The following is a 23,127-nucleotide window of genomic DNA, read 5'->3' as shown; positions in this document are numbered from 1 at the left end:
TATCGGTTTCATGCTGAAACTGTCCTTCCTCGATCTCGTCCCCGTCACCGACACGGGCACGATCGCCCAGTCGCTCGCCAATGCCGCCGATCTTGCCCGCCATGCCGAAGCGCTCGGCTATGCGCGTTACTGGGTGGCCGAGCATCACGGGATGGCGGGGATCGCGAGTGCGGCGACGTCGGTGGTACTCGCGCATATCGGGCAGGCGACGTCGACCATCCGGATCGGCGCCGGCGGAATCATGCTGCCCAATCATGCGCCGATGGTGATCGCCGAACAATTCGGGACGCTGGAGGCGCTGTTTCCCGGCCGCATCGACCTGGGCCTTGGCCGCGCGCCGGGATCGGACGGCCGCGTCGCGCAGGCGCTGCGCCGCAATCTTGCGAGCGACGAGCGCCAGTTTCCGCAGGATGTGGTCGAATTGCAGGCCTTCCTTGCCGGGGACGACCGGCTGGGTATCCGCGCGGTGCCGGGCGAGGGGACGAATGTGCCGCTGTGGATCCTGGGGTCGAGCCTGTTCGGCGCGCAGCTCGCGGCGATGCTCGGGCTGCCCTATGCCTTTGCCAGTCATTTCGCGCCCGACGCGCTCGACGAGGCGCTCGACATCTATCGCCGCCAGTTCCGGCCCTCGGAGCAGCTGGCCGAGCCCTACGCCGCCGCCGCGTTCAACGTCTTCGCCGCCGACACGCGCAAGGAGGCCGAATTGCTCGCCTCGTCGCAGCAGCAGGCGTTCGTCGCGCTGCGCACCGGCAATCCGGGCAAGATGAAGCCGCCGCTGGCGGGTTACAAGGACAGCCTTCCGCCCAATGCGCGCGCGATCCTCGACCATGTGCTGCAATGTTCGGCGGTCGGCACGGTCGACGACATCGCCGCGGGCCTAGAGAGTTTTGCCGCGCGCACCGGCGCCGACGAGGTGATCGTCGCGTCGTCGATGTACGACCATGTCGCGCGCAAGCGCTCGCTCGCCATCGCGATCGAGGCGGCGAAGCGCCTCTGATCAGGCGGGCGGATCGCTCGGTTCGGGACGGAAGCTCAGACTGGCGAGGCGCCACGCCGCGTCGTCGCCCATCAGGTCGGCGGCGGTCGGCACGTCGGCGGGCGAAGGGCAATCGACCTCGGCATCGATATAGCGGCCCGTTTCGCGCAGCCGCACGCTGACATCGCCATAGCGGGCCTTGAGCGCCGCGATCAGATCCTCGGCATCGTCGGACAGTTCGTTCGAGGCCAGTTTGCGCGGCGTCCCGTCGAGCAGTTCGGCGACCGCCTGATCGAGCGCGCCGATCGCGTCCTTGACGATCGACAGCGCGATGAACAGCGCTGCCGTCGCATCGGCCCACCACCAGCCGAGACCGATGCCGACGATGCCCGCGATGCCCGCCAGCCCGGTCTGCCAATCGGCCTTTTGCATCAGCGCGTCGGTGTGCAGCACCTTGTCCTTGATGCGTTCGGCAACGGGCTGCTTGATCCGGCCGAGGATGATCGGCGGGACGATCGAATAGACCAGCGCCGCGATCATCAGCCAGCCGAGCCAGACCGTGTGGCCGAAGAGGTTGACGCCGCCGACGGTGGGATGTTCGCGGCGGATGAGCGTGGTGATGCTTTCATAGGACAGGAAGGCACCGACCGAGAGCAGCGCGGTTGCCGCGATCAGAAAGGCCAGGCTGTTGCCCCGCCGATAGCCGAAGGGAAAGCGCCGGTTCGGATCGCGGCGTTCCCATCGCGCCGCGAGCAGGAAGACGATCGCGGGCACCAGGCTCAGAAAATCTTCGATCACCGCCGATTTCATCGCCTGGCTGGCGCCCATCGTCAGCCACATCAGCACGATCACGCTGCTCATCCAGAAGAGCGTCCACCATTCGAGCCGTTCGCCGCGCCGGACGTCGGCGGCGATGACGGGATCAATACCGCCGTGGACGGTCATCGCCGCGCCTCTGCGACCATGCGGTCGGTAGCGAGGACGAGGGCATTTTCTCCATTGCGGCGCGCAATGCGCAGGACGGGCGTGTCGGCATCGTCGGGCTCGCCATGCGTCAGCGGCTTCGACAGCGCGATTTCGGTCTTCCACGGCGAGGCCTTGGCGAAATGGCCGACCACCGCATCGACATCGCCTTCTTCAAGCATGTGGAGGGCGTGCTCGCCATGCGCCTCGACGCGCGCGAGGGTTGCGCCATGCGCCGCAGCGTAGCGACCGAGCAGGGCGAGCGCGGGCGCGGCGTCGGGTGTCGCGGGAAGGACGATGACGCGCATCGTGCCGGTGCGGGAAATGCGTTCGCTGGTGCCGCCGGCATCGCGCGGCATGCCGTCGCATGCGGCGAGCAGCAGGGGCAGCAACAGGAGCGCGGGCATCTTTCGCATCATTGGGCGAACGCGGATCAAAGGGCTTGGTTGCATCGAACAGGACAGGGTCAGGCGCCGTGTTGACGCGCCTCTGGCGGCGGCGGTATAGGGGCGGCCCGTGCAAGGGCGGCCCGCTTTGGGGTCGCCTTTTTACTTTAGGCTTTTTGGAAAGGTGCCCGATATGTCGATCACGCCGCTGATGCCCGTTTACCCCCGGTGCGGTGTGCGTCCGGTGCGAGGCGAGGGCGCCTATCTGATCGGCGAGCGCGGCGAGCGTTATCTCGATTTCGCGAGCGGCATCGCGGTCAACCTCCTCGGTCACGGCCATCCGCATCTGACGAAGGCGATCCAGGATCAGGCGGCGACGCTGATGCATGTGTCGAACCTTTACGGCAGCCCGCAGGGTGAAGCCTTTGCGCAGCGGCTGGTCGACAATACGTTCGCCGATACGGTGTTCTTCACCAATTCGGGCGCCGAGGCGGTCGAATGTGCGATCAAGACCGCGCGCGCCTATCATTCAAGCGCGGGCAATGCGCACAAGCACACGCTCATCACCTTCAACAATGCGTTTCATGGGCGCACGCTCGGCACGATTTCGGCGACCAATCAGGAAAAGCTGCGCAAGGGCTTCGACCCGTTGCTTCCGGGCTTTGCCTATGCGCCCTTCGACGATCTCAACGCCGCGCTCGATCTGGTCGACGACAGCACGGCGGGCTTCCTGCTCGAACCCGTGCAGGGCGAAGGCGGTATCCGCCCGGCGTCGCAACCCTTTCTGCAGGGGCTGCGCGACATCTGCAACGAACGCGACCTGATGCTGGTGTTCGACGAGGTCCAGTGCGGCGTCGCGCGCACCGGATCGCTCTATGCCCATGAACAGTTCGGCGTCGCGCCCGACATCATGGCGACCGCAAAGGGCATCGGCGGCGGCTTCCCGCTCGGCGCCTGCCTTGCCACCGAAAAGGCGGCGCGCGGCATGGTCATCGGCACGCACGGATCGACCTATGGCGGCAATCCGCTGGCGATGGCGGCGGGGCAGGCGGTGTTCGACGTCATCCTGGAGGATGGCTTCATGGATCAGGTCAAGGCGACGGGCGAGCGGCTGCGCGGCGCGCTCGAACAGCTTATCCCCAATCACGATCATCTGTTCGAAAGCATCCGCGGCATGGGCCTGATGCTCGGCATCAAGATGAAGTCCGACAGCCGTGCCTTCGTCGCGCATCTGCGCGACAACCACGGACTGCTGACGGTCGCGGCGGGCGACAATGTCGTGCGCATCCTGCCGCCGCTGAACATCGAACAGGGTCATATCGACGAATGTATCGAGAAACTGTCGGCGGGGGCGGCGAGCTACACGCCGCCGGAAGCATGAGCGCACCCGCGCTGCGGCATTTCCTGAACCTGTCCGACGCGGGCGGGGATGCCATTGCGGCGATGCTTGCCGACGCGATCGACCGCAAGACGGCGCGCGCAGCCTGGCCCAAGGGCCGGGTCGATGCCGACGCGCCGCTTGCGGGCCATGTGCTGGCGATGATCTTCGAGAAGAATTCGACCCGCACGCGCGCGTCGTTCGACATGGCGATCCGCCAGCTCGGCGGCAGCGCGATGGTGATGGAAGCGGGGTCGATGCAGATCGGCCGCGGCGAAACCATCGCCGATACGGCGCGCGTCCTGTCGCGCTATGTCGATGCGATCATGATCCGCACCGATGATCATGCGAAGATCGAGGAGCTGGCCGAACATGCCAGCGTCCCCGTGATCAACGGGCTGACCGACCTGTCGCACCCGTGCCAGATCGTTGCCGACCTGCTGACGATCGTCGAGGGCGGCAAGGCCTTGCCCGGCCTTGAGCTCGCGTGGCTTGGCGATGGCAATAATGTGCTCGCCTCGCTGATCGAGGCGGCGGGGCTGTTCGGCTTCAATGTCCGCGCCGGGGTGCCGCAAGGCTACGACCCCGACATGCGCTTCGTCGAGGCGGCCCGCGCACAGGGCGCGCGCATCGACATCCTGCGCGACGCGGCCGAGGCGGTCGCGGGCGCCGATATCGTCGTCACCGATACCTGGGTGTCGATGGGGCAGGAGCATGCCCACAACAAACTGGCCGCAATGGCGCCCTATCAGGTCGATGAGCGATTGATGGGCAAGGCGAAGGGCGATGCGCTCTTCCTCCACTGCCTGCCCGCTCATCGCGGCGAAGAGGTGGTCGATGCGGTGATCGACGGCGCGCAGTCGCGCGTGTGGGACGAGGCGGAAAACCGCGTCCATGCACAGAAATCGGTTCTTTTGTGGGCGTTGGGGAAATTGTGAGCGAGACGCGCGAAACCTGGTTCGACGAACCCCTGATCTTCACCATCGCCGAGCGGCATGTCCGCGGCCGCTTCGTGCGGCTGGGGCCGGTGCTCAACCGCATCATGGCGGCGCACAGCTATCCGCCGGTGATGGAAAAGCTGCTCGCCGAGGCGCTGGTGCTGACCGTGCTGCTCGGTTCGACGCTCAAGGACGATGAAAGCCAGATGACGCTGCAGGCGCAAACCGGCGGCGGTCCCGTCGATCTGCTCGTCTGCGATTATCGCGCTGGCGAGCTGCGTGGCTATCTGAAGTTCGATGCCGAACGACTGGCCGAGGTCGGCCCCGATCCGACGCTGTTCGGTCTGTTCGGCGAGGGTTTTCTGGCGATCACCTTCGATCAGGCGGTGAGCGGCGAGCGCTGGCAGGGGATCGTCCCGCTCGAAGGATCGTCGATCGCCGATGCCGCCGAACATTATTTCGAGCAGTCCGAGCAGATACCGAGCCTCGTCCGCCTTTGCGCGCGGCACGACGCTGAGCTCGGCTGTGTCGCCGGCGGGCTGCTGCTGCAGCATCTGCCCGACGGCGAGGTCGGGCGCGACCGGATCGAAGCGCGCGCCGATCATCCCGAATGGGACCATGCGCGCACGATTGCGGCGACGCTGAAGGACGAGGAACTGACCGACGCCGCGGCCTCGCTCGAGACGTTGGCGTGGCGGCTGTTCCACGAAGAGGAAGTGCGCGTCGAACCCGGCGTGGCGGTGTCGCGCGGCTGCCGCTGCAACATCGACCATTATGCGCGGGTGCTGGCACAGTTTCCCGAAGCCGAACGGCAGGAAATGGCCGACGAAGAGGGGATCATCCAGGTCGATTGCGCCTTTTGTTCGCGGTTGTTCCCCGTCCCGCTCGCCGAGATCGCGACCCGCCACTGACGCACGGGCCGTCGATGAAGCGAGGCATGCGTGCGCTGAATGGTTGAAATATGCGGGTTCGATGATTAGGTGATGCGCGGGGTCGTTGCCGTTCCACACGGAACGGCCGGTGGACAAGGTGCAAATGACGATCTTCTCTCCCATGTTTCGCATATCGGCGATGGCGCTTGCCCTGACCGGAGCGGCGAGCGCGGTGCCTGCGCAGGCGCCGACGCTGGCCATGCTCGACCGGCTGGAAAAGGGCAGTTGGCAGCTGCGCGAGCGCGGCACGGATGCGGTACTCCAGACCGTATGTCTGGGTGACGCGCGCCGCCTGATCCAGGTCTATCATCCGCGCGCGACCTGCTCGCGCTATGTGATCGAGGATACGCCGACATCGGTGACGGTGCATTACACCTGCCCCGGCGCCGGGCATGGCCGCACCACGATCCGCAGCGAAACGAACCGCCTCGTTCAGATCGACACGCAGGGGATCGCCGACGGCAAGCCCTTCTCGCAGGCGATCGAGGCGCGCCGCGCCGGCGGCTGCTGAAACAAACCTTTTGTTAACCATCCTTCGCTAGAAGGGGGATTGCGACACGCCGATGTGTGTCCTTCTCCCTAACGGCATTCATGCCGCACTGGGCCGCTCGTCGAACGACGCGCGGCCCATTTTCTTTGGTGCGCCGCACAAATCGCGGTCTTGCGCGAAGCGCGGCGCGGGCGTATCGCGCCGCGATGCAGGATCTTTCCGGAAAAACGGTGATCGTCCTTCTGTCGGGCGGTCTGGACTCGATGGTTTGCGCAGGACTGGCGCGCGAGGCGGGGGCACGGATCGTTGCACTGACCGTCGATTACAACCAGCGGCACCGCGTCGAGCTGGACTCGGCGGCGCGGATTGCGACGGCGGTGGGCGCGGCCGAGCATATCGTGCTGCCGCTCGATCTGCGGCGCTTCGGCGGGTCGGCGCTGACCGCCGACATCGATGTGCCCAAGGACAGCGTGTGCGAGGATATTCCCGTCACCTATGTTCCCGCGCGCAACCTGATCTTCCTGTCGCTGACGCTCGGCCTCGCCGAAGCGCGGCGGTCGCAGGACATCTTCATCGGCGTCAACGCGCTCGACTATTCAGGCTATCCCGATTGCCGCCCCGAATTCATCGCGGGCTTCCAGCATCTCGCGCAGCTCGCGACGCGCGACGGCGACAAGGGGGTCGATTTTGTGATCCATGCGCCGCTGCAGCATATGACCAAGGCCGACATCGCGGCCGAGGCGGCGCGGCTCGGCATGGATGCGGGGATGAGCTGGTCCTGTTACGACCCGACGCCCGAGGGACTGCATTGCGGCCTGTGTGACAGCTGCCGCCTGCGCCGCAAGGGCTTCGCCGACGCCGGGCTCGCCGACCCGACGCGCTACGCAGTCGAGGCCTGACCCATGACCTATGCGGTCAAGGAAATATTCCTGACGCTGCAGGGCGAGGGGGCGCAGGCCGGACGGCGCGCGGTCTTCTGCCGCTTTGCGGGTTGCAACCTGTGGACGGGGCGCGAGCAGGACCGCGCCAGGGCGATCTGCAAATTCTGCGACACCGATTTCGTCGGCACCGACGGGACGCTGGGCGGCAAATATGCCGATGCTGCGGCGCTGGCGGAGCGGATTGGCGAAACATGGGGGGCGGCGCAAGGGGGCCGCTATGTCGTGCTCACCGGCGGCGAGCCGATGTTGCAGGTCGACGATGCGCTGATCGAGGCGCTGCATGGCGAGGGCTTCACCGTCGCGATCGAAAGCAACGGTACGCTGCCGGTGCCGCGGCTGATCGACTGGATCTGTATCAGTCCCAAGGCAGGCAGCGAACTGGTCCAGACGAGCGGCGACGAACTCAAGCTGGTGTGGCCGCAGCCGGGAAGCGATGTCGAACGGCTCGCAGAACTCGATTTTGCGCATCGGCTGATCCAGCCGCTCGACGATGCCAATGCCGCGGACAATGTCCGGAACTGTATCGATCTGGTGATGCGCGATCCGCGCTGGCGCCTGTCGCTCCAGACGCACAAGACGCTGGGGCTGCGCTGAGCGAAGAGGCTCGCGACCGCCCTACTGGCTGTCGACCTGGGCCTTCTTTGCCGCCGGAGCGGGAACGGCGTCGGGATTGTCGCTCTGATCCGCGGGCGCTGCATCGCTGCTGCTGCTGTCGGCGCTTTCGTCGTCGGCCTTGCTGTCGGCCTTTTTCATATTGTCGCTCGGTACGCTCGTGTCGACCGCGGTGCCGTCGCTCGCCGCATTGTCGAGGACGATCATCGAGTCGCTGATCGCGCCGGGTTCGACCTCGACCGCGTCGAGCTTGGTCGTGGTCTTGCTGCCTTCGCTGCCTCCGCAGGCGGCGAGCGACAGGGTGAGGAGCGAGGTGAGGATGATCCGCGTCATGTGCCGGTCCTAATCGCTGGCCGCGAGCTTGTCGAGAAAGGCCGGAAGGGCATCGGCGAGTGCGGCGTCGACCGCGGCGAAATCAGCGGGGCGACCAAGCTCCGCCAGGCTCGTCACCGGAAATTCGGCGATGCCGCATGGTACGATGCCGCCGAAATGCGTCATGTCGGGCGCGACGTTGAGCGAAAAGCCGTGGAGCGTCACCCAGCGCCGGACGCGGACGCCGATCGCGCCGATCTTGGCCTCGCGGCCGTCGCGGTCATCGGTCCAGATGCCGATCCGCCCCTCGGCGCGGCGCGCTTCGACGCCGAGCCGCGCGAGCGCGTCGATCACCCAGCCTTCGAGCGCATGGACATAGGCGCGCACGTCGCGCCCGCGCTGCGCGAGGTCGAGCTGAACATAGCCGACGCGCTGGCCGGGGCCATGATAAGTGTAGCGCCCGCCGCGGCCCGCGTCATAGACCGGAAAGCGCGGGTCGAGCAGCTCAGCGGGGTCGGCGCTGGTCCCGGCGGTATAGAGCGGCGGATGTTCGAGCAGCCAGATGCGCTCGCCCGCCGTGCCTGCACGGATCGCGGCGGCGCGCGCCTCCATATCGACAAGCGCGGCGGGAAAATCGACAAGGCCGGGCGAAACGGTCCATTCGGGAGGCGGGAGCGCGGACATCGCGCGGCTTCTGCCCCGCGCGGGCGCGAAGCGCAAGGGGGCGGCACCCGCACCGAACGGGGCTGGACTTTGGCTGCGAAGCCAGTCAGGTTCAGCGCCAATCCGAAGCGATAAATGACGGGGTATCAATGGCAAAATTCGATATGGGCGCGGCGTGGGACGATGCCATTCAGCTTCTGAAGGCGCACCGCCCGCTCACCGGCACCATCGCGGCGGTTTTCCTTTTCCTGCCGGCGCTTGCGGTGGCCTGGTTCGGCCCGGCGCCGATCGAGCCGCCCGCCGAAGCGACGATCGACCAGCTGACCGCAGCAATGCGGCAGAATATCCTTCAGATGCTGCCGTATCAGATCGGCGTTGCGCTGTTCACCATGTTCGGGACAGTGGCGATCATGCGGCTGTGGCTGTCGCGGTCGAGCACCAGCGTCGGCGAGGCGCTGGGCTTTGCCGCCTCGATGCTGCTCACCATCGTGGCGGTGCAGATATTGACCGGCCTGATGCTGGGCGTCGGCTTTCTGCTGCTCATCATTCCGGGGCTTTATCTGATCGGGCGGCTCGCTTTCGTCGCGCCGCTGGTCGCCGACCGCGCGATCCGCAATCCGGTCGAGGTGATCGCGACGAGCTGGCAGATGACGCGCGGCAATGGCTGGCGCATTTTCCTCTTCCTGTTTCTCGTCACGCTGGTCGTCATCATCGCCGCCTCGCTGGTGGGCGGGCTCGTCGGCATGATCGGCGGCGCGGGCAGCGTCGGCAAGATGCTCGGCGGGTTGGTCGAAGCGGGCTTCGGGCTCGTCGCGACGATGGTCTCGATCGCGATTTCGGCGGCCGCCTATCGGCAGCTGGCGACAACCCAGGCGGGAGATATTTTCGCCTGACCATGTCCAACAGGGGAGAATGGATGTGAATAATATCAGCATCAGTCAGGCCTGGTCCTATGCGACCAGCTTTTTCAGCGGCCGTGCCGCCGAGCATGCCATCGCGCTGATCGGCGTCGGCATCGCGGTGCCGCTGATCCTGCAACTCGCGCTCGGCGGCGGCATGGCCGCCTTCGATCCGGCGCGGATGACGAGCGGGGCAGGGGCTTTCGCCGCGTTCAGCGGTTTTGCGATGCTGCTGGGCCTGGTCAATTACATCCTCCAGACGGGCAGCTATTTTGCTTCGTGGCGGTTGGGCTTTAGCGACGGTCAGGAAAATGTCGGGGGGGCCCTCGGCTATGGGCTGGTCGCCGCGCTGCCCGTGCTGCTTTTCACGGCGGCGATCCTCTTCGTGATCGGCATCATCGGTTTTCTGCTCTTCGGCGGCGCCTTTGCGCCGGCGCTGCTTAGCGGCCGCCAGCCGAGCGAATCGGCGCTGGCAGGGATGGGCTTCGCGATGTTGATCCTCGTGCCGCTGTTCCTGCTGTTCATCGTCTGGCTCGCGGCGCGGCTGTGCTGCACCGGGCCGATCATGGCCGACAAGCGGACCTTCAACGTCCTGACCGGCCTGTCCGAATCGTGGCGGATCACCGGCGCGGCGCAGTGGAAGATCTTTGCCTATTTCATCCTGCTGGGCATCGCCTTCCTGGTGATCGCGATGATCCTTGGCGCGGTGGTCGGCTTTTCGGTTTTTGCGAGCGGCGGGATGCCGGGCGCGGGATCGATGGTCGGCCTGATCGTCGGCAGCATCGTGATGAGCATTCCCGTCGCCTATCTGCAGGTCGGGATTCCGGCGGGCATCTACCGCGCGCTCGGGCCCGTCGATGCGGGCAGCGTATTCGCCTGATCGACGGTCAATATCGCAAGATTCAGGGGCGCCCGCAGCCGACGCGGCGCCCCTTTTTCGTCAGCTCCATTTGGCGAGCGGCGGCAGGCTCATCAGGATCGCGTCGATATTGCCGCCGGTCTTGAGCCCGAACAGCGTGCCGCGGTCGTAGACGAGGTTGAATTCGGCGTAGCGACCGCGCCACACCAGTTGCTCCTCGCGCTCGGCTTCGGTGAAGGGCTGGTTCATCCGGCGCCGCACGATCTGAGGGAAGATGTCGAGGAAGGCCTCGCCCACGGCGCGGGTGAACTCGAAATTGCGGTCGAAGCCTGCATCGTCGGCGCATTCGAGATGATCGTAGAAGATCCCTCCGACGCCGCGATGGACGCCGCGATGCGGGATATAGAAATAATCCTCCGCCCATTTCGAATAGCGGGCATAGGCATCGGGACCGAAGGGCGCGCAGGCGGCGCGCAGCCGCGCATGAAAGGCGTCGGTGTCCTCGGCATAGGGGATGGGCGGGTTGAGGTCGGCACCGCCGCCGAACCAGCGCCTAGTCGTCGCGAGAAAGCGGGTGTTCATATGCACCGCCGGAACATGCGGATTGGCCATATGCGCGACGAGGCTGATGCCGGTGGCGAAGAAGCGCGGGTCGCTTTCGGCGCCGTTGATCGACTGAGCGAAATCGGGCGCGAACTCGCCCGCGACGGTCGAAACATTGACCCCGACCTTTTCGAAAACCTGGCCGGTCATCACCCCGCGCACGCCGCCGCCGCCTTCGCCCGCCGCAACACCCTCGGCCTCGCGGTCCCACGGCGTATAGGTAAAGCGCGCGTCGCTGCCCGCCTCGGCCTCGATCGCCTCGAACGCGGCGCAGATCCGGTCGCGCAGCGACTCGAACCAGTCGCGCGCCGCCTGTTGCTGGGGATCGAGCGAAATCATGACGCAAAGCCTTTCGTCTGCCGGAGTGCCTCGGCCAGCGCGATGCCAGCCGCGACCGCGACATTCAAGGACCGAAAGCCCGGCCGCATCGGAATCGCGACCCGCGCCGCCGCGGCGGCATGGACATGCGCGGGGACGCCCGACGACTCCGCGCCGAGCAGCAGCACGTCGCCCTCCTGAAAGACGAAATCGGGCAGGGCGGTCGCGCCCGCGGTGGTCATCAGCACCAGCCGCCCGCCTTCGGCCCGGTTCCAGTCGCCGAAGCCCGCCCAATCGGCGTGGCGCTGCACATTGGCGCGCACGGCATAATCCATTCCGGCGCGGCGCAGTGCCTGGTCGGAAAAAGGAAAGCCGCACGGTTCGATGATGTGCGCGCGCGCGCCGAGACAGGCCGCGGTTCGCAGGATGGTGCCGACGTTACCGGCGATGTCGGGCTGAAACAGGGCGATTTGCATCGCTCCGCCTTAGCTTCGCGCGCCTGCGGAATCGAGAGGGGGCAACATAGCGGTCACAAAGCGGAAATTGCCTGTTGGCAAGGCTGTTGTGTGCGGCTATCAGGCCCGCAATTCCCGGAGGGGCCGCTGGGATTTGCGACGCTTTGCGCGCGTAAAACGGGGTGGCCAGTTTTCCGAGAACCATTGTCAGTTCACCCAGCGCAAGGGCAATCGAATGGCCAGTGAATCCAATCTCAACGCCGGCATCGAGGATGGCGTGCGGCGCCGGGACTTCATCAATATCGCGGCGGTCAGCTTCGCGGGTGTTGGTGCGGCCACCGTCGTTTTGCCGCTGGTGAACCAGATGAATCCGTCAGCGGACGTGCTGGCGCTGTCGTCGACCGAAATCGACATTTCCGCGATCCAGTCGGGTCAGGCGATCAAGACGAGCTGGCGCAAGCAGCCGGTGTTCGTCCGCAACCTGACGCCCGTCGAAATCGCCGAGGCGAAGAAGGTGCCACTGAGCGATCTGCGCGATCCGCAGACGCTCGACGAGCGCACCAAGCCCGGCAAGGAAAACTGGCTGATCACGCTAGGCGTCTGCACCCACTTGGGCTGCGTGCCGCTCGGCGCCGCCGAGGGCGAGCCGCGCGGCGATTATGGTGGCTATTTCTGCCCGTGCCACGGTTCGCACTACGACACCGCGGCGCGTATCCGCAAAGGCCCGGCGCCGAAGAATCTGTTCGTGCCGCCTTATGAATTCAACAGCGACACCGTCGTGACGATCGGCTGAGGAGCGAGATAAGATGAGCTTTCCCTGGGCCAAGAACTATGAACCCCAGCAGCCGCTGATGAAGTGGCTCGACGCGAAGCTGCCGCTGCCGCGTCTCGTCTATAATGCGATCGGGGCCGGCTATCCGGTGCCGCGCAACCTCAACTATTTCTGGAACTTCGGCGTCCTCGCCGGGGCCGCGCTCGCGATCCAGATCATCACCGGCATCGTGCTGGCGATGCATTATGCCGCCAATGCGGGCGTCGCGTTCAACTCGGTCGAGCATATCATGCGCGACGTGAACGCCGGCTGGTTCTTGCGCTACGCGCATATGAACGGCGCGAGCATGTTCTTCATCGTCGTCTATCTGCACATCTTCCGCGGCCTTTATTACGGTTCGTACAAGGCACCGCGCGAAATGGTGTGGCTGCTCGGCGTCGTGATCTTCCTCCTGATGATGGCGACCGCCTTCATGGGCTATGTCCTTCCCTGGGGCCAGATGAGCTTCTGGGGCGCGCAGGTGATCACCGGCTTCTTCTCGGCGATACCCGCTGTGGGCGAACCGATCCGCGTCTGGCTGCTCGGCGGTTTTGCGCCGGACAACGCCGCGCTCAACCGCTTCTTCTCGCTCCACTATCTGCTGCCCTTCGTGATCGCGGGCGTCATCATCCTGCACATCTGGGCGCTGCATATCCCGGGCTCGTCGAACCCGACCGGTATCGAGGTGAAGGACGAACAGGACACCGTCCCCTTCCATCCCTATTACACCGCGAAGGACGGTTTCGGCCTCGGCGTGTTCCTGATGATCTTCGTCGCGCTGACCTTCTTCAGCCCGAACCTGCTCGGTCACCCGGACAATTATATCCCGGCGAATCCGCTTTCGACGCCGGCGCACATCGTTCCCGAATGGTATTTCTGGCCGTTCTACGCGATCCTGCGCGCCTTCACCTTCAACTTCCTGTGGATCGATGCGAAGCTGTGGGGCGTCATCGCGATGTTCGCGGCGATCGCGCTGCTCTTCTTCCTGCCGTGGCTCGACAGCTCGCCGGTGAAGTCGTCGAACTATCGTCCGCTCAACCGCATCTTCTTCTGGATCCTCGTCGTCGACGTGTTCATCCTGGGCTATTGCGGCAAGAGCCCGGCGGAGCAGCCCTATGTGATCCTCAGCCAGCTGTGCGCGGCCTATTATTTTGCGCACTTCCTGATCATCCTGCCGATCATCTCGCGGATCGAACGGCCGCTTCCGATGCCGAATTCGATCACCGAGGCGGTCCTCGCCAAGAATGCCGACGCGTCGTCGGCCCCGGCAACGGCCTGAGCGCCGGACTTTTATAGGAGCTGATACAGCCATGGTTCGTCCGCTCGGATTTCTCGTCGGCCTGGGTTTCATCCTGGCGCTGCTGTGCGCGATCTTCACCACGCCGCTCTCGAACGAGCCCAACGCGGTGCATGAATTCCACAAGCACCCGCGCCACCTCGCGCTCGCCAGCGACGGCATGTTCCCGCATTGGGACAAAGCCCAGCTGCAGCGCGGGATGCAGGTGTACAAGGAAGTATGCTCGGCCTGTCACAGCCTGAATCTCGTCGCGTTCCGCGACATCGCCGAACTCGGCTATACCGAGGGTCAGGTGAAGAGCTTTGCCAAAAGCTATGACAATATCCCGTCGATCAACCCCGACACGGGCGAGCCGGCGACCCGCACCGGCCTGCCGTCGGATCACTTCCCGGCGCCCTACGCGAACGAAACCGCGGCGCGCGCGGCGAACAACAATGCGCTGCCGCCCGATCTTTCGCTGATCACCAAGGCGCGCGAAGACGGCAAGAATTACGTCTATTCGCTGATCACCGGCTTCCAGAACCCGCCGGCGAACCTGCCGAAGGAACTGCAGCCGGCGACCGGCCTGCACTACAACCCCTATTTCGCGAACCTCAACCTCGCGATGGCACCGCCGCTGGCCGATGGTCAGGTGACCTTCGCGGACGGTTCGCCGAACGACCTCAAGAGCATGGCAAAGGACGTGACCGCCTTCCTTGTGTGGACGGCAGAACCCAAGCTGGTGAAGCGCGTGTGGACCGGCTGGGCCGTGTTCCTCTACCTTCTGATCTTCACCATCCTTGCCTATCTGTCGTACCGGAACATCTGGGCCGGCAAGGAACATTGAGGATTGGGGACGCGGGCATAGCGAAGGGCGGTCGAGGATGATCGCCCTTCCGCCGCGTCCCGACCTCGACCTTTCGGGGCTGGTGCGCACGATCCCCGATTTCCCGAAACCCGGGATCCAGTTTCGCGACATCACGACATTGATCGGCGACGCGGCGGGCTTTTCCGAAAGCGTCCGCCGCCTGGCAGACCGCGCGGCCCGCTATCGCCCCGACCTGATCGTGGCGATAGAGGCGCGCGGTTTTCTGTTCGGCGCGGCGATGGCGACCGCGCTCGGTATCGGGCTGGTGCCGGTGCGCAAAGCCGGCAAGCTGCCCGGCGTGACCATCGGCGTCGACTATGAACTGGAATATGGCACCGACCGGCTCGAGCTGCACGAAGGCGCCGTCACCGAGGGCCACCGCGTCGTGCTGGTCGATGATCTGCTCGCCACCGGCGGGACCATTCTCGCGACCGCCGAATTGATGCGCAGCGTCGGCGCCGACGTCGCCGCGGCGCTGTTCGTCATCGACCTTCCCGACCTTGGCGGCTCGCAGCGGCTCGAGGCCGCGGGCCTCGCATGCGAAACGCTGATCGCCTTCGACGGCGATTGAGGTGCGGCGGATTTGAAGTGGTCAGTGGACGGATCATATCTTAGGCTGTTGATGATGCCGATGAATGTGAGACGCTACGGGGAGAGGTCGCGCTACCGGATTGGTTCGGCAGCGCTTGTAGCAATTACTGGCGTTGCTTTAGCGTCGGCAAATATCGGCCGGCATTCCCGCGTGGTTTATCTTTCTCGTTGCAGTCGTTGCCGGGATTGCCCTGACGATAATGACTTATCATCGCCTTCGCGATGCGAAGCTATCCACTGCGTGGTTGCTTTTGATGATCCTCCAGTTTGGCATCGGACCAACATGGCATCTTTCGGATCATGTAGCTTTCAACATCGGCGGATCAATCATCAACTGGGTGCCAGTGATATTCGGATGGATCGTGCCCCGAGAGGCGGATCAAAAGATTGAGCTAGAGTCTGCTTAAGGGCCGATTCCAGTCATATCCCATCGCGCCGCAACGCGGCTTCCCTCCAAAGAAAAAGGCCCGCGTCCGGAGACGCGGGCCCATCGCCCTTTGGGGGTGGCGGGTGCTTCAGAAGGGCACCCAGCTCTGTTTTTTGCGGAATTTCATATAGCCGATATTGGCGCCGAGCCGCGCGCCGACGCCGACGCGGATCGGGATGAGGACTACGTCGCCGCGCCGCAGATAGCTCGCATTGAAGCCGCCAATGAGATAGGCGGCGCCTTCGCCCGCCGGATAACGTTTGTAGAGATCCTCGCTGTCGAACAGATTGTAGACCAGCACGAAGGTGTTGCCGGCATTGGCGCCCGCGTCGAAGCCGATCGAGGGACCGGTCCAGTAGACGGGGCGTTCACCCTCGATCTTGTGGTACAGTGTGCCCGATCCGTAGCGCAGCCCGATACCAAGCGCGCCGCCAGCTTCGCGGCCGACGATATAAGCGTTGGGCTCGCCCTGCTTCTTCAGAATATCTTCGATGAGGCCGGCGAGGCCCTGCGCGCCCTTGCCGAAGACGCCTTCGGCGGCGCCGATCAGATCGTCTTCCTTGTATGTGGTGCCATCGGCGGCCGTCGTTCCCGTTGCAGGCGCAGCGGTGGTCGTGCTCGCGTCGGGTGAGGTGACCGAATATTGTTCGGCACCGGTCGCAAGGTCGCTGTCGAGCGACGGGTCGCTGGTCGTCGTGGCGGGGGGGGGAGGCGGCGGGGGCGCCGGATTGTTGAGGTCAGAATCGATCGCCGTATTGGGATCGACCGATGTCATCTGTGCGTGCGCCGCCGGCCCGGCGAGCATCAGCCCGATCGAGGCGAGAGCCGCAACGGCAAGATTGGTGAGCGCATTCCGCATATAATCCCCCAAAAATCGGCGGCTTCGGGCGCCGCAAGCCGGGTTAACCATGACTCATCCTGTCGGCGCGGCAATGAACGGGCGATGACTTGAGTCGATTTTGCGCCGGACCGAATCATTTCCACCGACCAATAGGGGAATAAGTGACAAAAAGGCCAATGTTAGGCGTTGCGGGGCGGGATCGGTCTGGCTATAGCGCCCGCTCAGGCCAACCTGCCGTTCGCGCGGCAGACCATGCGGAGACGTGGGTGAGTGGCTGAAACCAACGCTTTGCTAAAGCGTCGTACGGGGAACCGTACCGAGGGTTCGAATCCCTCCGTCTCCGCCACCTCTTCCTTCCATCTGTCTCGAGCAGCTCGCGGCGGTCGCCCGCGGCTGCGGGCATGCGCGCAAATTTCGCCCGCTTATCTATTGTAAATGCGAATCGTTCGCGATAGTGAGGGCCAAATTTCAAGGGCCTCTCTCCTCCATGCACGCACCGACCCCAACGCGCACGCCGACCAAGAAGAGCCGCCGCGCCTTCTGGCTCAAACAGCTTCACATGTGGCACTGGATGAGCTCGGCTATCAGCCTGATCGGGCTGCTGTTGTTCGCGATCACCGGTTTCACGCTGAACCATGCCGCCGATATAGAGGGGGCACCGCGCGTCGCCGAGCGTAGCGCGCAATTGCCGGCGCCGCTGCTCGAAGCGCTGGCGGCGGCGGACCCGGCGGACGGCAAGAGGACGCTCCCCGCGCCGGTTGCGGCGTGGGTCGAGGCGAATTTTCCGGTCCGTGCGGGCGAAGCCGAATGGTCCGCCGACGAGGTCTACATGGCCGCGCCGCGTCCCGGCGGCGATGCCTGGGTCGCGATCGATCGCGCGACGGGCGCCGCCACCGCGGAAATCACCGACCGCGGCTGGATTTCCTATCTCAACGATCTGCACAAAGGGCGCAATTCGGGCGGCGCGTGGAGCCTGTTCATCGACATATTCGCCTTTGCCTGCCTGGTGTTCGCGCTGACCGGGCTTGTGCTGCTTCAGCTTCATTCGGCCAAGCGCAAGAGCACCTGGCCGCTCGTCGGCGCGGGGGTGGCGATCCCCGCCACCATCGCGATCCTCTTCATCCATTAAGGAGATGCCATGCAAACCGAGTTTCGATCCGTCCTGACCGGCGCCTCGCTGGGGCTGGGCGCGGCGCTGTCGGCGCCGGCGCTCGCCGCCGATCCGGGGATGATGGAGGTCAGCGTCACCATCCCGCAGCTCAAGGTCGCCGAATATCATCGGCCCTATGTCGCCATCTGGGTAGAGAAGGCCGGCGCGCCCGCGAGGACCGTCGCGATCTGGTACGACCATGACATGAAGAATAACGAGGGCACCAAATGGCTGCGCGACGTGCGGCAGTGGTGGCGCGCCTCGGGCCGTTCGATGCGCTTCCCGGCCAATGGCGTGACGGGTGCGACGCGCGCGCCGGGCACGCACAGGATCGCCTTCAGCCGCGCGCAGCTCGGCGCGCAGGCGCCCGGCGACTATGTCCTGGTGATCGAGGCTGCGCGCGAAGTCGGCGGGCGCGAGTTGCTGCGCATTCCGTTCCGCTGGCCCGCCAAGGCCGGCGCCGGGGGCCGCGCGGTGGGCAAGGCCGAACTTGGCACCGTTTCGATTTCCTTCCGTTGATCAAGAGAGGACCGATCATGAAGACCCGATTGCTGATCGCCGCGAGTGCCGCGCTGGCCCTTTTCGCCGCAGCGCCCGCGCAGGCGCACCGCCAATGGATGCTGCCGTCCTCGACCGTGCTGTCGGGCGACGATGCGTGGGTGACGGTCGATGCCGCCGTTTCGAACGACCTGTTCTATTTCGAGCATCAGCCGCTGCGGCTCGACGCGATGAAGGCATGGGCGCCCGACGGCAGCGAAGCGCCGATCGAGAACAAGGCGACCGGCCGCTATCGCAGCACCTTCGACGTGCATCTGACGCAGAAGGGGACGTGGCGCATCGCCTCGGTCGCCGACATGCTGATGGGCAGCTATGATCTGGACGGCAAGACCGAACGCCTGCCGCGCGGGACGACGGCGGCCAATCTGGCCGAGCGCCTGCCCGCCGGGGCGACCAATGTGCGAACCGCCGAGGCGAACAACCGCAACGAGATTTTCGTGACGTTGGGTGAGCCGACGACGACGCTGTTCGCCCCGACCGGCAAGGGGATCGAGCTGGTGCCGGTGACGCACCCAAATGATCTGTTCGCGGGCGAAACCGCGACCTTTCAGTTCCTGCTCGACGGCAAGCCCGCGGCGGGCCTGCCCGTCACGGTGATCCCGGGCGGTATCCGCTACCGCGACCAGCTGGGCCAGATGGTCCTCAAGACCGGTGCTGACGGCAAGGTCGCGATCAGCTGGCTCGAACCGGGTATGTACTGGCTCAACGTCACCACGCCGCAGGCGGAGCGCGAAGAGGGCGCGGGCGGCCCGCCGCCGCTTGCCCGCCGCGCAAGCTATGTGACGACGCTCGAGGTCATGGCGCCCTGACCGACCGGATATTGATCCCCCGGGCGCTGACGCCCGCCGCCTTTGCGGCGCGCCGTCCGGGGGTGCCGGTCCGGAGCTTTTCGGGACGGACAATGGGCACGAGCTGGTCGTTGCAGGCGGTCGACGCACCGGCTTCGGCGGGCGAAAGCGTCCGGCGCGCGCTCGATCGCGTCGTGCGGCAGATGAGCCAGTGGGAAGCGGAATCGGACCTGTCGCGCCTGAACCGCGCGCCCGCGGGGGAATGGCACGCGATCCCGCCCGAATTTGCGCGCGTGATGGCTGCGGCGACCGCGATCGCCGAAGCGAGCGGCGGCGCGTTCAATCCGGCGCTGGGGCTGCTGACCGAACGCTGGGGCTTCGGTGCGGCGGGGCCGGTCGCTGCGGTGCCCGAGATCGCACCGCCCGATGCACCGCCTGACATTGCCTTCGATGCCGCGGCGGCGCGCGTCCGGCGCGGGACGGGGGCGGCGCTCGACCTGTCGGGGATCGCCAAGGGATTCGGCGCCGATCTTGCTGCCGAGCAGCTGCTCGCGAGCGGGGTGCGCCATTTCCTGATCGAAGTCGGGGGCGAATTGCGCGGCGAGGGGCTGCAGCCCGACGCACAGCCCTGGTGGGTCGATGTCGAGCCGCCGCCCGGCCAGTCGCTCGCGCCCTGGCGGCTCGCGCTGCACGACCTGTCGGTCGCGACCTCGGGCAATTACCGGCGCGGCTTTACCGACGGCTGCCGCCATTATTCGCACAGCTTCGATCCGCGCAGCGGGCGCCCGCTCGTCAACGGCGTGGCATCGGTGACGGTGGTGCATCGCAGCTGCATGATCGCCGACGGCTGGGCGACCGCGCTCACCGTCGTTGGTCCTGAGCAGGGCATGGCGCTTGCCGATGCGCAGGGTCTTGCGATGCAGATAATCGCGGACGGCCGCGAATATGTCTCGCGTGAGTGGCGCGCGATGCTGGATTAGGAACGCCAGGCCTTCAGGCGTCGGCCCATTGGCGCAGCAGATTGTGATAGACGCCGGTCAGACGGACGACGGTCGGATCGCCCTGACCCATTGCCGCGGCGGCGCCCTGAACCCCTAGGTCGAGGTCGAACAGCAGGTTGCGCTGCGCCTGATCGCGGATCATCGACTGAATCCACATGAAACTGGCGACACGGACGCCGCCCGTGACCGGTTCGACGCGGTGAACGGTGCTCGACGGATAGAGGATGAGGTGGCCGGCGGGGAGCTTGACGCCGGGCGCATCGGCCATGCCGTCGATGACCAGGCCTCCGCCTTCATAGCTGTCTGGGTCGGTCAGAAACAGCGTCGCCGACAGGTCGCTGCGAATCCGGAAATCGGTGCCGCGGCGCATCCGCACGGCATTGTCGATATGATCGCCGAACGCCTCGCCGCCCGAATAGCGGTTGAAGAAAGGCGGATAGATTTTGAGCGGCAGCGCCGCCGCCATGAACAGCGGCGAGCGGCCGAGCGCGTCGATCACCATCCGGCCCGCCTCGACCGCCGCGTCGCCGAATTCGGGAAGCTGCTGGTTGCGCTTGGCCAGTGCCGCCTGCGGTCCCGACGTCTCGTTGCCGTCGATCCAGTCGGCGCGGTCGAGGATGGTGCGGAGCGCCTTGACGCCCTCGGCATCGATGAGGTCGGGAATGATGCGGATCATGCGCGTTACTAAGCCGAAAAGCCCGGGCGCGGCAATCGCCGCGCCCGGGGTTGCAATCAGAATTTGTAGAAGAGGCTGAGGACCGCCGAGCGTTCCTCGCCGGGCGTCGCCCAGCCGCCGGTGACGATGCCGGTGGTGCTGTTCACATTGTTGCGCACGCCGGTGTAATAATCCTCGTTGGTCAGGTTCGACACATTGAGCTGCGCCACCAGGCCGTTGCCGAATTCATAGGACACGAACGCGCGGTGGATCAGATAATCGTCGACGAAATATTGCGAGCGCTGCGCCATGTTGCGCTGGCTGGTCGCAAAGCTGCCCTGATAGGTCAGGCCATAGCCAATCTGCAGCCCGAACGGCAGCGTGTAGGTGGTGAACAGGCTGCCCGAATGTTTCGGGGTCTGGATCAGCCGGTCGCCCGCCTGCGGATCGGGCAGCGCGGCGCTGTTGGTGCAGGTGCCGCCGCCGGGGTTGGCGATGCAATAGTCCGACACGCTCTGCCGCACCGTTCCGTCGAGATAGGTGTAATTGGCGAAGATCGACCAGTTGGGCGTGATCGCGCCGGTCAGGCCGAGCGCGAAGCCGTCGACGCGCGACTTGCCGTCGAGCACCTGCAGCGAGCTGGGCAGTGAGGCGTCGTTCGACGGCACGCGGTAATTGCTGCGTTCGTTACGGAACAGAGCGGCGGTGAGCAGCAGCTTCTTGTCCATGAGCTCGGCCTTCGCCCCGATCTCGTAAGTGCGGCCGCTTTCGGGCGCGACATCGCAATTGGTGCCGCAGCCGAGCCGGACCGTCGCCGACGACGGCGTCTTGCTGTTGCCATAGGCAGCATAGAGGCTGACATTTTCGACCGGGTGGAGCACCGCGCCGACGCGATAGGAAAAGAGATTTTCGTCGCTTATCTGGTCGGCGCCGCGGGTGTAGACCGCGCCGGTTGCGGGCGTCGTTATGGTGTCCGCGCGGAATTTGGCGCGCGAATTTTCATAGCGCAGCCCGGCGTTCAGTTCGAACATCGGCGACAGCTCGAGCGTGTCGAAGGCGTAAATCGCCCAGCCGCGCGTATCGCCATAGCTGTTGCCGGTGCGGACATAATTGACCGGGCCCGACCAATAGGTGTCGGGGTTCGACAAGCTGATCGGTCCCTGCACGGGATTGGGCGTGGCGCCGCCCGCGTTGCGCAGCAATTGCGCAACCTCGATCGAATAATCCTCCTGGCTCAGCGAGCCGCCGATGACCAGCGTGTTGTGGATGCCGCCCTTGGTACCGCTGACGATGGTGAGGTCGGTCTGGTTGTAGAGCAGTTCGTTTAGCTGATCGCGGACCAGTCCGCGCGGTCCGGCGGGGTAATAATTGCCCGGCATATCCTGGCCGCTGGGGCAGGGGACGCCGACGGTCGCATCGGGCGCCGCACCGATCGGCTGCAGGCCGCTGGCCAGGCAGAAGACACCCTGCGGCGCGCTCGTCTGGCTATCTTGGTGGACGCGCTGCCAACGCGTGAGGTTACGGATCGACACGGCATCGCTGAACGCGTGGCGGAAGGTTGCGGTGAAGCGGTCGACCTTGGTCTTCTGTTCGTCCAGATTGACGATGCCGAAATAGGAGCTGTCATCGACCCCCGGCAGCGGGCCATCGTTCACGCCGCTCAGGAAATAGGGGACGCCATAGATCGGCGTGTTGTCGTCATCCTGGTGAATATAGGCGAGGGTCAGGCTGGTGTCGCTGTCGACGCCGATGGTGATCGATGGCGCCACGCCCCAGCGCTGATAGGATTCGACGTCGCGGCCGGGCACGTCATTTTCATGATACATGGCGTTGAGGCGCACCGCGATCAGCTCGCTGAGCCGCCAGTTGCTGTCGACCGCCGCCCGATAATAATTGTCGGTGCCTACCGCGGCCTGCACCGTCGTCGCATCGCGCGCGAAGGGAATCTTGCTGACGAGATTGATCGTCCCGCCGACGCTGCCCGATCCGTTGAAGACCGAGTTGGCGCCGTTGTAGACTTCGATCTGCTGGAGGTTGAACGGGTCGGTCCGGCTGTATTGTGCGCTGTCGCGCACGCCGTCGACGGTGATGTCGTTGCTCGCCGAATAGCCGCGCAGGTTGATCGAATCGCCATAGCCGCCGCCGCCTTCGCCCGCGCCGAAGGTGATGCCCGGAATCGTCGAAAGCGCGTCGCGCAGCGTGAGCAGATTCTGCTGCCTGATCTGTTCCTCCGACACCACGGTCACCGTCTGCGGCGTGTCGACGATCGGCGCGGTCGATTTGGGCGTTTCCACCGCGACGCCATTGGTGCCGGTGACGATGATATTTTCCCGATAGCCGGGCGCATCCTGCGCATCGTCGGCGGTCGCGGCAAGCGCGGGCGCGCTGACGAGGCTGCCGACGCAGGAGAGAGCGAGGAAAGAAACAGGCTTCACG

At 65.5% G+C, this 23,127-nt stretch carries 26 protein-coding genes and 1 tRNA gene; 18 read left to right on the top strand and 9 right to left on the bottom strand.

Annotation, left to right across the window (positions count from 1 at the left end; all coding sequences use genetic code 11):
- Nucleotides 1-10: 10 nt before the first annotated feature.
- Entirely contained in the window at nucleotides 11-997 is a 987-nt protein-coding gene (locus ACT17R_RS00970) for an LLM class flavin-dependent oxidoreductase (RefSeq protein WP_234178629.1), read from the top strand.
- On the opposite strand, the gene ACT17R_RS00965 is transcribed toward ACT17R_RS00970, so the two are convergent.
- A complete protein-coding gene (locus tag ACT17R_RS00965) occupies nucleotides 998-1,921 on the bottom strand; it encodes a cation diffusion facilitator family transporter (RefSeq protein ID WP_444808809.1) in 924 nt (307 codons plus the stop codon). It abuts the gene before it with no gap.
- Entirely contained in the window at nucleotides 1,918-2,346 is a 429-nt protein-coding gene (locus tag ACT17R_RS00960) for a hypothetical protein (RefSeq protein ID WP_186402236.1), read from the bottom strand. The genes ACT17R_RS00965 and ACT17R_RS00960 overlap by 4 nt, the downstream gene beginning before the upstream one ends.
- Before the next feature lie 172 nt (nucleotides 2,347-2,518).
- Here ACT17R_RS00960 and ACT17R_RS00955 point away from each other — a divergent pair, with 172 nt between their 5' ends.
- The 6 genes from ACT17R_RS00955 (at nucleotide 2,519) to queE (ending at nucleotide 7,598) form a co-directional block, all read left to right on the top strand.
- Nucleotides 2,519-3,706 (top strand): aspartate aminotransferase family protein, encoded by a 1,188-nt coding sequence (locus ACT17R_RS00955; protein ID WP_062902667.1) that lies wholly within the window; start codon nucleotides 2,519-2,521, stop codon nucleotides 3,704-3,706.
- The gene (argF, locus tag ACT17R_RS00950; RefSeq protein ID WP_217372365.1) at nucleotides 3,703-4,641 is read left to right on the top strand and encodes an ornithine carbamoyltransferase; all 939 of its coding nucleotides are present in this window, start codon (nucleotides 3,703-3,705) and stop codon (nucleotides 4,639-4,641) included. The genes ACT17R_RS00955 and argF overlap by 4 nt, the downstream gene beginning before the upstream one ends.
- Nucleotides 4,638-5,552: an Hsp33 family molecular chaperone HslO gene (gene hslO, locus ACT17R_RS00945; protein ID WP_186402233.1), complete on the top strand. Its 915-nt coding sequence runs from the start codon at nucleotides 4,638-4,640 to the stop codon at nucleotides 5,550-5,552. The genes argF and hslO overlap by 4 nt, the downstream gene beginning before the upstream one ends.
- A gap of 160 nt (nucleotides 5,553-5,712) precedes the next feature.
- On the top strand, nucleotides 5,713-6,084 hold the full coding sequence (locus tag ACT17R_RS00940) for a hypothetical protein (RefSeq protein WP_234178632.1): 372 nt from the start codon (nucleotides 5,713-5,715) through the stop codon (nucleotides 6,082-6,084).
- 185 nt (nucleotides 6,085-6,269) lie between these two features.
- Nucleotides 6,270-6,962 carry a 7-cyano-7-deazaguanine synthase QueC gene (gene queC / locus ACT17R_RS00935; protein ID WP_444808808.1) on the top strand — a complete coding sequence of 231 codons (693 nt, stop codon included), beginning with the start codon at nucleotides 6,270-6,272 and terminating at the stop codon, nucleotides 6,960-6,962.
- A gap of 3 nt (nucleotides 6,963-6,965) precedes the next feature.
- Nucleotides 6,966-7,598 (top strand): 7-carboxy-7-deazaguanine synthase, encoded by a 633-nt coding sequence (queE, locus tag ACT17R_RS00930; RefSeq protein WP_234178633.1) that lies wholly within the window; start codon nucleotides 6,966-6,968, stop codon nucleotides 7,596-7,598.
- 21 nt (nucleotides 7,599-7,619) lie between these two features.
- Here queE and ACT17R_RS00925 read toward each other — a convergent pair whose 3' ends face one another.
- Nucleotides 7,620-7,949, bottom strand: coding sequence for a hypothetical protein (locus ACT17R_RS00925; RefSeq protein ID WP_217372364.1), 330 nt, complete (start codon nucleotides 7,947-7,949; stop codon nucleotides 7,620-7,622).
- Between the two features lie 9 nt (nucleotides 7,950-7,958).
- Nucleotides 7,959-8,612, bottom strand: a complete 654-nt coding sequence (gene lipB / locus ACT17R_RS00920) for a lipoyl(octanoyl) transferase LipB (protein ID WP_263588927.1) — start codon at nucleotides 8,610-8,612, stop codon at nucleotides 7,959-7,961.
- A gap of 128 nt (nucleotides 8,613-8,740) precedes the next feature.
- Between lipB and ACT17R_RS00915 the strand changes: the two genes are divergently transcribed.
- On the top strand, nucleotides 8,741-9,484 hold the full coding sequence (locus ACT17R_RS00915; protein WP_234178637.1) for a hypothetical protein: 744 nt from the start codon (nucleotides 8,741-8,743) through the stop codon (nucleotides 9,482-9,484).
- 25 nt (nucleotides 9,485-9,509) lie between these two features.
- Nucleotides 9,510-10,370 carry a hypothetical protein gene (locus ACT17R_RS00910; protein WP_186402231.1) on the top strand — a complete coding sequence of 287 codons (861 nt, stop codon included), beginning with the start codon at nucleotides 9,510-9,512 and terminating at the stop codon, nucleotides 10,368-10,370.
- A 60-nt stretch (nucleotides 10,371-10,430) separates the two neighbouring features.
- Here ACT17R_RS00910 and hemF read toward each other — a convergent pair whose 3' ends face one another.
- Both hemF and ACT17R_RS00900 read right to left on the bottom strand, forming a co-directional pair.
- The gene (gene hemF / locus ACT17R_RS00905) at nucleotides 10,431-11,291 is read right to left on the bottom strand and encodes an oxygen-dependent coproporphyrinogen oxidase (RefSeq protein WP_263588926.1); all 861 of its coding nucleotides are present in this window, start codon (nucleotides 11,289-11,291) and stop codon (nucleotides 10,431-10,433) included.
- Nucleotides 11,288-11,746, bottom strand: coding sequence for a tRNA (cytidine(34)-2'-O)-methyltransferase (locus ACT17R_RS00900; RefSeq protein ID WP_062902659.1), 459 nt, complete (start codon nucleotides 11,744-11,746; stop codon nucleotides 11,288-11,290). The genes hemF and ACT17R_RS00900 overlap by 4 nt, the downstream gene beginning before the upstream one ends.
- Nucleotides 11,747-11,960: 214 nt before the next feature.
- On the opposite strand from ACT17R_RS00900, the gene petA reads away from it, so the two are divergent.
- The 4 genes from petA to ACT17R_RS00880 are packed head-to-tail and all read left to right on the top strand — an operon-like array spanning nucleotide 11,961 to nucleotide 15,251.
- Nucleotides 11,961-12,518 (top strand): ubiquinol-cytochrome c reductase iron-sulfur subunit, encoded by a 558-nt coding sequence (gene petA, locus ACT17R_RS00895; RefSeq protein WP_003050479.1) that lies wholly within the window; start codon nucleotides 11,961-11,963, stop codon nucleotides 12,516-12,518.
- Between the two features lie 13 nt (nucleotides 12,519-12,531).
- Nucleotides 12,532-13,815 (top strand): cytochrome b, encoded by a 1,284-nt coding sequence (locus tag ACT17R_RS00890; protein ID WP_062902658.1) that lies wholly within the window; start codon nucleotides 12,532-12,534, stop codon nucleotides 13,813-13,815.
- 31 nt (nucleotides 13,816-13,846) lie between these two features.
- Nucleotides 13,847-14,659: a cytochrome c1 gene (locus ACT17R_RS00885; protein WP_003050484.1), complete on the top strand. Its 813-nt coding sequence runs from the start codon at nucleotides 13,847-13,849 to the stop codon at nucleotides 14,657-14,659.
- A gap of 37 nt (nucleotides 14,660-14,696) precedes the next feature.
- Entirely contained in the window at nucleotides 14,697-15,251 is a 555-nt protein-coding gene (locus ACT17R_RS00880) for an adenine phosphoribosyltransferase (protein WP_186402228.1), read from the top strand.
- Between the two features lie 535 nt (nucleotides 15,252-15,786).
- Here ACT17R_RS00880 and ACT17R_RS00875 read toward each other — a convergent pair.
- Nucleotides 15,787-16,557, bottom strand: a complete 771-nt coding sequence (locus ACT17R_RS00875) for a DUF1134 domain-containing protein (RefSeq protein ID WP_062902656.1) — start codon at nucleotides 16,555-16,557, stop codon at nucleotides 15,787-15,789.
- Between the two features lie 238 nt (nucleotides 16,558-16,795).
- On the opposite strand from ACT17R_RS00875, the gene ACT17R_RS00870 reads away from it, so the two are divergent.
- The 5 genes from ACT17R_RS00870 to ACT17R_RS00850 all read left to right on the top strand — a co-directional run bounded on the left by ACT17R_RS00870 (nucleotide 16,796) and on the right by ACT17R_RS00850 (nucleotide 20,015).
- A tRNA-Ser gene (locus ACT17R_RS00870) sits at nucleotides 16,796-16,885 on the top strand.
- Nucleotides 16,886-17,026: 141 nt separating this feature from the next.
- A complete protein-coding gene (locus ACT17R_RS00865) occupies nucleotides 17,027-17,668 on the top strand; it encodes a PepSY-associated TM helix domain-containing protein (protein WP_217372349.1) in 642 nt (213 codons plus the stop codon).
- 9 nt (nucleotides 17,669-17,677) lie between these two features.
- Nucleotides 17,678-18,208, top strand: coding sequence for a DUF2271 domain-containing protein (locus ACT17R_RS00860; RefSeq protein WP_444808807.1), 531 nt, complete (start codon nucleotides 17,678-17,680; stop codon nucleotides 18,206-18,208).
- 17 nt (nucleotides 18,209-18,225) lie between these two features.
- Nucleotides 18,226-19,056, top strand: coding sequence for a DUF4198 domain-containing protein (locus ACT17R_RS00855; RefSeq protein ID WP_444808806.1), 831 nt, complete (start codon nucleotides 18,226-18,228; stop codon nucleotides 19,054-19,056).
- Nucleotides 19,057-19,067: 11 nt separating this feature from the next.
- Nucleotides 19,068-20,015, top strand: coding sequence for an FAD:protein FMN transferase (locus ACT17R_RS00850; protein WP_444808805.1), 948 nt, complete (start codon nucleotides 19,068-19,070; stop codon nucleotides 20,013-20,015).
- Between the two features lie 13 nt (nucleotides 20,016-20,028).
- Here the strand turns inward: ACT17R_RS00850 and ACT17R_RS00845 are convergent, their stop codons facing one another.
- Nucleotides 20,029-20,712 (bottom strand): Fe2+-dependent dioxygenase, encoded by a 684-nt coding sequence (locus tag ACT17R_RS00845; protein WP_444808804.1) that lies wholly within the window; start codon nucleotides 20,710-20,712, stop codon nucleotides 20,029-20,031.
- Between the two features lie 56 nt (nucleotides 20,713-20,768).
- Entirely contained in the window at nucleotides 20,769-23,126 is a 2,358-nt protein-coding gene (locus tag ACT17R_RS00840) for a TonB-dependent receptor (RefSeq protein WP_444808803.1), read from the bottom strand.
- Nucleotide 23,127 lies beyond the last annotated feature (1 nt).

Source organism: Sphingopyxis sp. Q841 (assembly GCF_052384365.1).
Taxonomy (GTDB): Bacteria; Pseudomonadota; Alphaproteobacteria; order Sphingomonadales; family Sphingomonadaceae; genus Sphingopyxis; species Sphingopyxis terrae_A.
The sequence above is the reverse complement of the archived record's forward strand: the minus strand, read 5'-3'. Positions and strand labels throughout refer to the sequence as shown.